A 12042-nucleotide genomic window follows, 5' to 3' on the forward strand; every position below is an offset into this window, starting at 1 on the left:
TATCGGTTAAGCTTTGCCCTTCACCAAGTTGGTCAATTGCAGTGCCACGCGTTGTTGCTACGCCACCAATAGCGGCTCTATGTCCGGCATCGGCGTGATAATGCCATGTACCATCATTTTGTAAAATCAGATCTCCATAGGTACCGTGATAGTCGTAACCATTGCTGCCTTGCTTTTCAAAAATAGACTCACCCGTATCAGGGTCTGTAATGGTCAGCTTACCATCCGCATAGAGTGTTGTATTGCCAAGTGTGGCTATGCCAGGTTGGGCATAATCGGGAGACATGTTAACGCCAGCGGTATTCTCGGTTATTGAACCAGTATCAACGCCAGCAATAGTGGCCACATTGTTGCTACCATTTATGGTCACCATTATTTGATGTGTTGTGCCATCCGCGGAATGCACGGTAATGCTATCGGTGGTGGTTTTACCTTGACCTAATGCTTGTACCGTTGGGTTTTTGTTATCTAAATCGTAAGTCCAATCACCGTTATCTTTAAGATGTAGGGTACCTAATTGGCCTGCGATATCGGTATTCGAGAAGTGGGCTTCACCTTTGTCTGTATCGGTGATGGTGAGTGTTCCCGAGGTTTGCAGTTGAGACTCTTCAGTTACCGCACCGGTATTGGTGCCTGCAATAACAGCAGTATCATTAGTACCATTTACAGTAATAGTAACTTGATGTGGCGTGCCATCGGCAGAGTGAACGGTGATGGTGTCGGTTGCCGTTTTGCCTTGCGCTAATGCTTGCACGGTCGGATTTTGATTGTCTAAATCATAGGTCCAATCACCGTTATCTTTAAGATGTAGGGTGCCTAATGAACCAACAATGTCTGTATTCGAGAAGTGCGCTTCATTGGTATCGGTGTCGCTAATAGTTAATGAGCCCGTTGTTTGAAGTTGAGACTCTTCAGTTACCGCACCGGTATTGGTGCCTGCAATAACAGCAGTATCATTAGTACCATTTACAGTAATAGTAACTTGATGTGGCGTGCCATCGGCAGAGTGAACGGTGATGGTGTCGGTTGCCTTTTTGCCTTGCGCTAATGCTTGCACGGTCGGATTTTGATTGTCTAAATCATAGGTCCAATCACCGTTATCTTTAAGATGTAGGGTGCCTAATGAACCAACAATGTCTGTATTCGAGAAGTGCGCTTCATTGGTATCGGTGTCGCTAATAGTTAATGAGCCCGTTGTTTGAAGTTGAGACTCTTCAGTTACCGCACCGGTATTGGTGCCTGCAATCACAGCAGTATCATTAGTGCCATTAACGGTAATAGTGATTTGATGTGGTGTGCCATCGGCAGAGTGAACGGTGATAGTGTCCGTCGCCGATTTACCTTGGGCTAACGCTTGCACGGTTGGATTGTTATTATCTAAATCATAGGTCCAATCACCGTTATCTTTAAGATGTAGGGTGCCTAATTGACCAACAATATCGCTATCAGAGAAGTGGGCTTCACCTGTGTCTGTGTCACTAATAGTTAATGTGCCAAATGTGGTTAATACCGTTTCTTCAGTCACTTGACCCGTATTAGTGCCTGCAATCACCGCACTGTCATTAGTGCCATTGATGGTAATAGTAACTTGATGTGGCGTGCCATCGGCAGAGTGAACGGTGATGCTGTCGGTTGCCGTTTTGCCTTGCGCTAACGCTTGCACGGTCGGATTTTGATTGTCTAAATCGTAGGTCCAATCACCGTTATCTTTAAGATGTAGGGTACCTAATGAACCAACAATGTCTGTATTCGAGAAGTGATCTTCGCCTTTATCGGTATCTGTAATAGTCAGAGTCCCAGACGTTTGTAATTGCGACTCTTCAGTTACCGCACCAGAGTTAGTGCCTGCAATCACCGCAGTGTCGTTAGTGCCATTCACGGTAATAGTAACTTGATGTGGCGTGCCATCGGCAGAGTGAACGGTGATAGTGTCCGTCGCCGTTTTACCTTGCGCTAGTGCTTGAACTGCCGTGTTTTTGTTATCTAAATCGTAGGTCCAATTACCGTTATCTTTAAGATGTAGGGTGCCTAATTGACCTGCGATATCGGTATTCGAGAAGTGATCTTCGCCTTTATCGGTATCTGTAATAGTCAGAGTCCCAGACGTTTTCAGTTGCGACTCTTCAGTTACCGCCCCTGAATTTGTACCTGAAATAACAGCAGTATCATTAGTGCCATTAACGGTAATAGTGACTTGATGTGGTGTGCCATCGGCAGAGTGAACAGTGACGATGTCTGTCGCAGTTGAACCTTGGCCAAGTCTTTGAACTACTGGGTTATTGTTGTCTAAACTGTATGTCCACGCACCGTCTTTGGTGATGCTTAGCGTACCGAAATTACTAGTCACTTGTGAGGCTTGAAAGTGGTCCTCTCCAAGATCAGAGTCCGTTACCGAAAGCTGCCCTTGAACTTGTGTCGTTAAATCTTCAGTTAACGTGCCAGCATCCACACCCGTAATTACGGCATTGTCGTCGTTTCCGCCAATCGTCATATCGATCGTTTGCGGTGTGCCATCTTTGGTGTGAATTGTGAAACTTTCATGCAGTGAAGTGGCTGCGGTTAAAGCTTGAACATTAGAGAGCGAGTTATCAACTTGATACTGCCAATGTCCATCAGCATCGATAGTTAATGAACCATATTTACCTGAGATAACTTCCGGCGTAACCGAACTTTCATTTTGGTCAGGGTCTATGACATCGATTTTGCCGTTCGCATGTAACAAGCCTTGTGAATCAATATTGTGATCTTCTGTTACCACACCTGTTAAGTCTCCAGAAATATTTGGCGTGTCTTGCTTACCTGTTACCGGTATCTGAACAATGATGCTCGAGCCATTAGATAGATGTAACGCAAAATGATCAGTACCTGGTTGGTGCTGGTTTAACAGGATGTATTGAGGAGAATTTGGATTCAATACGAATGTGTATTGACCATTTGCATCAACATGAAGCTCTCCGTACGTACCTTTTATGACTTCTGGCATAAAGGTGACGGGTAAAGCGGGCGTCGTAGGCGCATTCGAATGAGTCGGCTGACCGTTACTCCCTGAGGAGATAGTCGGCATCGATACCGAAGGAATGTAATGGACTTGCGGGTGAGAAAGCGTCGACAAATGATGAGAAGGAACCAAGTGAGAGCTCGAACCATGGGCGGCATGACTTGCACTTAAGGTGGAGTTTACGTCGCTGTCACTCGTCTGAGCTTCTTGGAGAGCAACCGCTGATGAGTCCGCCTTGCTATGGTCATCGGTGACATCTTTTTCGGTCACGTTATTTGCGGTTACTTGATCTGCAGCGTCGCTGGAATTGTCTATACTTTCTGCAGCAGCGTGTTTAGCCAATGATGGCAAAATCATCATGAGTGACTGAAAAAGTGGGATATTCACTTTTAGATGTGAATGCAGTCTGCGCTTCTTTTTTTGTGTTGGTTTCTTTTGTTCTAGCTTGTTACTTTTCTTATTTTTGATTTCTGTATTTTTCTTGTTTGCTTCGACGTTTTTTTTGTTAGCCATTTTTATCATCCGTGAATCGTGGTTGCACTATCTTAAGTAAAATACACAGATAGAGGTTTCGCTAGCTAATTGGATAATTTTTAAAGAAAAAACTGCAAAGTCGAAGAATTATCTCATTTTGATGAAAGAGAGGATGAATACTTTTTCAACGGTCAGGTAAATATCGGCACAATGGCATTGACCTTACCCTAAGGGGAACGTTTATAGTTGCGTTGTAAATTCAAAGGTAAGCTATGACAAACACATTCCGAAAAACTTGGATTATTGTTTTCAGCATCATTGCGATGTTGATGTCTAGCTATGCCTCAAGCTCCTCAGCCTTGATGACTGAAGTAATGATGATGGAAATGGGGTCGAGCAAGTCGGCTTGTTACCACAGCGATACTTCGGTTAATGAGTCAATGGCAGGGTGTCATGTGATGAGTGAAGAAGTACACGCTGAAGACTCTAACATGAGTGCCCATGCTTTGATGGCTCAATGCGATATGTCTTCAATGAGCGAAGACGGTAGCTCGATGATGGGTAACCATTGTTCGAGTGTCGATTGCTGTGCCTCAATGTGTTCTGCAAGTCCCTATCCAATTCAGGCTGTTCAAGCCGTTGATCAACTTTCCTTTTCATTAGCTCGTTTTCAATCGGTCACGATTGGCCAGAAAGTCGCACGCGCTCAATCTTTGCTACGCCCACCTTCCGCATAAATCTATATCTAAAAATACAGCTCTATCAGTTAGATAAATCTGATAAGCCATTCTTTTTTATGCGCTAATTAGCGTTAGATATGGACATTCATTGTGAATATGAAACCAACAACCTCTGTGTTTGTCATGAACACGAGCTTAGTGGTTGCTGCTACCTTGCCTATGGCCTTGTTTTCAAGTGCTACGCTCGCGGCTACCACGGCGTCAGCTTCAAATGCTCAACACATTTCAGCACATGACCAAGCAAGCTCGACGCAGCAACTCAATACACTGATTGAGATTGCTTTAAGCGAAGATGGAAATCGCAAACAGTACTTTGCTCAGTCTCAAGCGATGCGAGAAACGGGCATTGCCAGCTCGACCTTAATGGATCCTAAATTAAAAGTTGGATTTGGCGGTTTGCCTGTCGATAGTTTTCAATTCGACGAAGACCCGATGACCAATATATCGGTAGGGTTGATGCAGCAGTTTGAGCGTGGCGATACGCTTAACCTTCAACAAAAAAAGGCAGGCCAACAGGCAGATGCTTTAGCTTTGCAGGTGCAAGCAAGAGAATTGACGGTTGCGAATAGCATGACGCAGCTTTGGCTTAAGTTAGGTTATCAGCAAAAGGCTGAGTCGGTGATTCGTCAAAATCGTCGTTTGTTGGTTGAGCTTGAAAACTATGTACAAACCAATTACTCGATTGGTAAAAGCGAAGCGCAAGATCTGCTTAATGCTCAGCTCCAAGTGAGCAAGCTTGATGAGAAACTTCAGGCAAACCAGCAGGTTCAGCGCCGCTTAATCTCTCAGCTTTCTGAATGGTTGGGTTCTGATTGGCTAGGCTCTCAGGTTCTTGATTCTCAGGGCACACTGAATGCAACTAACCAAATCGATTGGTCATTGTTGGAAAGCAAATTAGCGACCAATATCGATTCAACCAAGCACTACCAGCTACTGACTGACCATCCTTTGGTTAAGATCTCCGATGTCGGTATTTCCTCTAATCAAACTCAGGTTGAGTTAGCCGAGCAAGCTTATACCCCACAATTTGGGGTGGAAGTGATGTATGCACACCGTCAAGCCAATAACATGGCGGGTGAACCAGCTTCTGATCTGGTGAGTGCTTATCTGACAGTCGACATCCCGCTGTTTACGGGGAATCGACAAGATAAAAACTTATCGGCTGCTCAGTATCAAGTTGGTGCGGCTAAATCTCAAAAAGACACCTTACTTTCCCAAATGAACGCGCAAGTGAATGCATTGCTGGTGGACAGATCAAATCTGATCCAGCGATTAGATCGCTATCAAACGTCCTTGCTTCCTCAAACCGCAGCACGAATCAGCGCGGTTGAAAGGGGCTATCAAAACAATACCGCTCAGTTTAACGATGTCATTTTAGCAACGACCGATGAGCTGGCGCTTAAGTTAGAGCAACAACGTTTGATCACCGATCTCAACATCGTTAACAGCAAACTGGCGGCGTTAGTCAGTGGCTTTGAATACCAAGTAAACCAACCACAACTCAATTCAAGCGCAACTAAACACACAGCCAATCAATAAGGGAATAGACAATGAGTTCAGTAAAAGTAGCAACAATCGCTTTATTGGTCGGTGGTGCATTGGGTTTTGGTGTGAACCATTTTCTGATTAATCCAGCACACGACATGTCAGCAATGGCAACGAGTACAGGCGCAGATGTAAGTAAACAGGCCAGCGATGAGCCTTTGTATTGGGTAGCTCCGATGGACCCAAATTATCAGCGTGATAAGCCAGGTCAATCGCCAATGGGGATGGATCTTATCCCGGTGTATGCAGACGATGTGAACGGCGGAGCAAAAGATAAGCCCGGAACCGTGTTTATTGATTCGTCGGTAGAAAATAATCTAGGTGTCAAAACAGCGAAAGTTAAGTTCGAAGCGCTGTCTCCTCGGATTGAAACCGTGGGTTATGTGGCGTTCGATGAAAGTACATTGTGGCAAACCAACGTAAGAGCAGCTGGTTGGGTTGAGAAGCTCTACATCAACGCTGTGGGTGAGAAGGTAAACAAAGGTGATGTGCTTTTCACACTCTATTCTCCAGAGCTTGTTAAAGCACAAGAAGAGTTGATCAGTGCTTATAAAACGGGTCGTAAAGGTTTGATCAAGGGCTCGACTGAACGCTTAATTACCTTGGGTGTTGATAAGACTCAAATCCGCTCTATTACGCGCAAAGGCAAAGCCTCACAAACCATTGAAGTCAAAGCGCCAGCCGATGGTGTCATCGCAAGCCTGAATATCCGAGAAGGTGGTTATCTTTCACCTGCACAAGCGGTGATCAGTGCGGGTCCATTAGGCGAAGTATGGGTTGATGCAGAGGTGTTTGAGCGTCAAGCGCACTGGATCTCGTCAGGCAGCAATGCAGTGATGACGCTAGATGCCATTCCCGGCAAAGAGTGGTTGGGTAATGTCGATTACGTTTACCCAATCCTTGACCCAAAAACTCGAACTCTGCGCGTTCGTTTGAAGTTCTCCAATCCAAATGGTGAGCTTAAGCCAAATATGTTTGCCAATATTGCGCTGAAACCCATCAGTGATGAAGCCGTTCTTACTATCCCAAGATCTTCGGTTATTCACTCCGGTGGTATGACTCGAGTGGTGATGTCAGAAGGTTCTGGCAAGTATCGCTCTGCTCGTATTGAGGTTGGTCGTGAAGCTGGCGAAAAAATAGAGGTGCTTCAAGGGCTAGAGCAAGGCGAAAACATTGTCACTTCTGCTCACTTCATGTTGGATTCTGAATCGAGCCAATCTGCTGATCTGTCACGCATCAATGGTGTTGAGGAAGAAGCTGAAACCGTATGGGCGAACGGTGAAATTTCCGACGTTATGCAAGGCAGCCGTATGGTGACGATTAACCATCAGCCTGTTCCTGAATGGGATTGGCCGGGCATGGTGATGAATTTCACCTTTGCGGAAGGCTTGGACATGAGTGACGTGCAACGTGGTAAGGCGATTGATTTTGAGATGAGAAAGACAGAGTCAGGGCAGTACGAGGTTGTTGATTACAAGGTCACCAAACACAAGATCGCTGGCGAAGTTTGGGTAACAGGTGACATCACTATGTTGATGGCAGATTTTGGCATGATCACCGTAAAACATCAGCCAGTCCCTGAGTGGAATTGGAAAGCGGGTGAAATGAATTTCCAAGCCAGTGATGACCTTGATTTATCTGAGTTTGCCGAGGGTCAAACCATTCGGTTTCTAGTAGCGAAGCAAGGTTCTGATTATGTGCTCAAATCTCTCGAACCGACGAATAGCACGGGTGAGGGCGAACTATGATCAATGCAATCATTCGCTGGTCTATTAGCAACCGTTTCTTAGTGCTGGTTGCCACTGTCGCCATCGTATTTGGCGGTTTATACAGTGTTAAAAATACACCTGTCGATGCCATTCCTGATTTGTCAGATGTTCAGGTAATCATCAAAACCAGTTATCCGGGTCAAGCCCCACAGGTGGTCGAGGATCAGGTGACCTATCCATTGACCACCGCCATGTTAGCTGTACCGGGTGCTGAAACAGTTCGTGGCTACTCGTTCTTTGGTGATTCCTATGTCTATATCATCTTCAATGACGATACCGATATGTACTGGGCACGTTCACGAGTGTTGGAGTACTTAAGCCAAGTTGCACCTAACTTGCCATCGAGTGCCAAGCCAACACTAGGACCCGATGCAACCGGTGTGGGCTGGGTTTACAGCTACGTGTTGCAAGATAAAACAGGTCAGCACGACTTAGCGGAACTTCGTAGTTTGCAAGATTGGTTCTTGAAGTATGAATTGCAAACTGTAGAAGGCGTGTCTGAAGTGGCGACCGTTGGTGGCATGGTGAAGCAGTACCAAGTACAGATTGATCCTGCCAAGTTACGTGTTTACGACCTAACGCTTCAGCAAGTCAACAAGGCAATCCAAGATGGTAATCAAGAAACAGGAGCGTCTGTTGTTGAGATTGCGGAAGCCGAACATATGGTTCGTACCACCGGTTACCTGACAAGCATTGAAGACATTCAATCTCTGCCGCTAAAAGTGACCGACAAAGGTACTCCGTTGCTATTAGGTGACATTGCTGACATTAATCTTGGCCCGCAAATGCGTCGCGGTATCTCTGAACTCAATGGTGAGGGTGAAGCGGTTGGCGGCGTTATTGTGATGCGCTTTGGTGAAAATGCCAGTGAAGTGATCGACTCGGTGAAATCCAAGCTCGCTGAACTGCAAGCTGGTTTACCTGATGGTGTCGAGATTGTCGCAACTTATGACCGTTCTACTTTGATTGATTCAGCCGTTGAAAACCTTTGGAAGAAGCTGGCTGAAGAGTTCATCGTGGTCGCCGTCGTGTGTGCGCTGTTCTTGTTCCATATCCGATCATCACTGGTTATCGCGCTAAGTCTGCCTGTCGGTATCTTAGGCGCATTCATCGTTATGCATTGGCAGGGTATTAACGCCAACATTATGTCTCTTGGCGGGATCGCGATTGCGATTGGCGCCATGGTGGATGGTGCCATAGTGATGATTGAGAACGTTCATAAACACATTGAACGGACTCCGCTTACTGACAAAAACCGTTGGCAAGTGATAGGTAAGGCAGCAGAAGAAGTTGGCGCGCCGCTGTTCTTCTCTCTGATTATCATTACCTTGAGTTTTGTGCCTGTGTTCGCGCTAGAAGGGCAAGAGGGCAAGATGTTCTCGCCACTTGCGTTTACCAAGACGTATACGATGGCCGCAGCGGCGGGTTTGGCTATCACGCTTGTGCCTGTGCTAATGGGTTACTTCATTCGCGGTAACGTGTTGCCTGAACACAAAAACCCAGTCAACCGCAGCCTAGTGGCGATGTACAAACCGCTTCTGAACCTCAGCCTAAAATATCCAAAGGTGATGATTGTTATCGCACTTGGCTTAATGGCGTCTGCTTATTACCCAACCAGTAAGCTTGGTAGTGAGTTCATCCCTCCTTTGGACGAAGGGGATTTGATGTACATGCCAACCACGTATCCGGGCATCTCAATAGGTAAGGCTCGTGAGTTGTTGCAACAAACCAACAAGCTCATTAAAACCATTCCAGAAGTCGAAACCACGTGGGGCAAAATTGGTCGAGCAGAGACAGCAACCGATCCTGCACCGTTAACCATGATTGAAACCGTGATTCAGCTTAAACCGCGAGATGAGTGGCGTGACGGTGTCACTACGGAGTCTCTGCGTAAAGAGTTTGATGATCTGATTCAGTTCCCAGGTTTAACCAATGCGTGGGTTATGCCAATCAAAACTCGTATCGACATGTTAGCGACCGGTATCAAAACGCCAATCGGAATCAAAATAGCAGGGCCAGATCTGAGTGTTATAGAGGACATTGGCTCTCAGCTGGAACCTATCTTAAATGGTGTTAGCGGTACGGCTTCTGTGTATGCCGAACGTGTGGCTGGTGGTCGCTATGTCACGATAGACATCAAGCGCTGCTCTGCTGCTCGTTACGGATTAAGCGTCAAAGAGGTTCAGCAGGTTATTTCGACTGCGGTTGGTGGCATGAACGTGGGCGAAACCGTTGAGGGGCTAGAGCGTTACCCAATCAATGTCCGTTACCCACAAAGCTATCGTGATTCTGTCGTTAAGCTGCAGAACCTGCCGTTAGTGACACCAAATGGAGCGCGAATTGCTTTGTCTGATGTCGCGGATATTCGCTATGAAGATGGGCCACCAATGATTAAGACGGAGAACGCGCGTCCTAATGGCTGGGTGTTCGTTGACATCGAAGGTCGCGACCTTGGTTCTTATGTGGCAGAGGCGCAAAAAGTCGTTACAGATCAAATCGTCTTGCCTGCTGGATATTCATTGGCATGGTCTGGTCAATACGAATACATGGAGCGCGCCAAAGAACGTTTAAGTGTCGTTGTGCCAATTACCATCGCCATCATCATGTTGTTGCTCTACCTCAGTTTCCGCCGTGTCGGTGAGGTGATGATGATCATGCTGACATTACCACTCGCGATGGTTGGTGGTTTATGGCTAATGCATATCCTCAATTACAACTTCTCCATTGCAGTGGGGGTGGGCTTCATCGCCCTTGCCGGGGTAGCTGTTGAGATAGGTGTGATCATGTTGGTCTACCTAAACCAAGCATGGCACTACAAAAAATTGGATGCGGAGCAGAACCAGCAAGCACTTCAGAGTGAAGACTTAACGGATGCGATTCGTGAGGGTGCAGGACTGCGTGTTCGCCCAGTGATGATGACAGTACTTACGGTGATCATTGGCCTCATTCCAATTATGTATGGCGAGGGAACGGGCTCTGAAGTGATGCAGCGAATTGCCGCGCCGATGATAGGCGGAATGGCGTCGGCACTGTTGCTTACCCTACTGGTTTTGCCTGCAATCTTTAAGCTCTGGAAACAGCGTGAGATTACGCATAGCCAAAACGAGACAAACAAATAACGTATTGATTATTAGCCCTTACTTACCAAAACAGAGTGAGTAAGGGCGTACCACATGAACATGTGAAACTAACAAATAAATAACTGAATTAATCTAAGGAACGATCATGAAAAAGACACTTATTGCGATTGCACTGACGTTAACTACTGCAACGGCTTTTGCTGAAATGGACCATTCGAATATGGACCACTCGATGATGAAGAGTGGAAAGATGGACCATTCAAAGATGATGAATATGGATGGAATGATGGACATGGAAGGTATGTCAGAAGTTGGGATGCCAGCTCAAGGCGCGAAGCCCGATAAAGTGGTTCATGTGCTGCTAAGTGATGATATGAAAATCACATTTAAAAACAAGGTCGATATAGAGCCAAATGACGTAGTGCAGTTTGTTGTGATGAATACAGGCAAGATTGATCACGAATTCTCGATTGGTTCTGCCTCAGAGCAGCTAGAGCATCGTGAAATGATGAAAAAAATGGGTAATCACGCTCATGACTCGGGCAGTACAGTCACGGTTAAGCCGGGCAAAGCGAAGCAGATGCTTTGGCATTTTCATGGTGATAATAACGTAGAGTTAGCGTGCAATATCCCTGGTCACGCTGAAGCGGGTATGGTGAAGTCGTTAACGCTTTAGACGTTAATCAATAGCGCTTTGTTGAATTAGAAATTCAATGAGGGCTAGAAAATTAAAGATAAGTCTTAACTTATACCTAAAGCGCTTTGCTGTGAGGGATTCGCTGAGGCTTATCTTTATTTATAGTCACTGTAGCAAGATAGAAGTTTCAAGCAGGTGGTGTGCCTCGCCGCTCAGGTGCGGTAGCTCTGCCATGATCTTTTTAAACTTGTCATCGATTGACTCTGCTTCATTCAGCGATCGAAAAGCCAGTACAGCCTGTTCAGGTTCGCTGTTCACATAACCTTTCAATGTATCTAGCTGAATTTTATTGGCATTTTCAACTTTTGACAGTGCGACATTAATTGCTTCGATATTGATTGTTAACTCATTGCTTTTAAACATTTTTAATTATTTTTGGTTGTTGCTAATGCGCGCACATTACCACAACTGTTTTTGCAGATATTGACCAAGATTATTAAATTGGAATAATTTTGAAAATCATTAAAAGCTGAACTGCAATGTGTGATTTGGATAGGTGTCAGAAATACGAAGCGATTTAAGGAGTTAATAGCTTTGGTTGGTCAATTAGCGTTGATTCGTCAGTCTAAGCTTAAACAAAATAAGTTAAATCAGTATAGATTTAATGACTATGGATTTATCGAACGGAGAAAGTTTTTGAATAGGGTATCGCTGGAAGAAAGCACGTCATGGAGCTTAAGGAGAAGTTGGAGCGTGCAGCGGGAATCGAACCCGCATCATCAGCTTGGAAGGCTGAGGT

Annotated in this window: 8 protein-coding genes; 6 read left to right on the forward strand and 2 right to left on the reverse strand. The window is 45.6% G+C overall.

Annotated features, from left to right (window positions below):
* Positions 1-3511, reverse strand: a 3511-nt coding sequence (locus AB6D06_RS21905; RefSeq protein WP_372111836.1) for a VCBS domain-containing protein, incomplete at its 3' end; no start/stop codon positions are given.
* A gap of 233 nt (positions 3512-3744) precedes the next feature.
* Between AB6D06_RS21905 and AB6D06_RS21910 the strand changes: the two genes are divergently transcribed.
* The 5 genes from AB6D06_RS21910 (at position 3745) to AB6D06_RS21930 (ending at position 11282) form a co-directional block, all read left to right on the forward strand.
* Positions 3745-4209: a hypothetical protein gene (locus AB6D06_RS21910; RefSeq protein WP_371725610.1), complete on the forward strand. Its 465-nt coding sequence runs from the start codon at positions 3745-3747 to the stop codon at positions 4207-4209.
* 99 nt (positions 4210-4308) lie between these two features.
* Positions 4309-5751, forward strand: coding sequence for a TolC family protein (locus tag AB6D06_RS21915; protein ID WP_372101174.1), 1443 nt, complete (start codon positions 4309-4311; stop codon positions 5749-5751).
* Positions 5752-5762: 11 nt separating this feature from the next.
* Positions 5763-7505, forward strand: coding sequence for an efflux RND transporter periplasmic adaptor subunit (locus AB6D06_RS21920; protein ID WP_372101151.1), 1743 nt, complete (start codon positions 5763-5765; stop codon positions 7503-7505).
* Positions 7502-10645: an efflux RND transporter permease subunit gene (locus AB6D06_RS21925; protein ID WP_372111839.1), complete on the forward strand. Its 3144-nt coding sequence runs from the start codon at positions 7502-7504 to the stop codon at positions 10643-10645. Before AB6D06_RS21920 ends, AB6D06_RS21925 begins: the two co-directional genes overlap by 4 nt.
* A 106-nt stretch (positions 10646-10751) precedes the next feature.
* Positions 10752-11282 carry a cupredoxin family protein gene (locus tag AB6D06_RS21930; RefSeq protein ID WP_372101154.1) on the forward strand — a complete coding sequence of 177 codons (531 nt, stop codon included), beginning with the start codon at positions 10752-10754 and terminating at the stop codon, positions 11280-11282.
* Positions 11283-11408: 126 nt separating this feature from the next.
* On the opposite strand, the gene AB6D06_RS21935 is transcribed toward AB6D06_RS21930, so the two are convergent.
* Complete coding sequence (locus tag AB6D06_RS21935; protein WP_017059275.1) at positions 11409-11666, reverse strand: hypothetical protein; 258 nt, start codon at positions 11664-11666, stop codon at positions 11409-11411.
* Between the two features lie 171 nt (positions 11667-11837).
* Here AB6D06_RS21935 and AB6D06_RS21940 point away from each other — a divergent pair.
* Positions 11838-12042: hypothetical protein (locus AB6D06_RS21940; protein WP_372111843.1), on the forward strand; the 205-nt coding region annotated here is incomplete at its 3' end.

This window comes from Vibrio sp. 10N.239.311.G01, from assembly GCF_041465805.1.
Classification (GTDB): Bacteria; Pseudomonadota; Gammaproteobacteria; order Enterobacterales; family Vibrionaceae; genus Vibrio; species Vibrio crassostreae_C.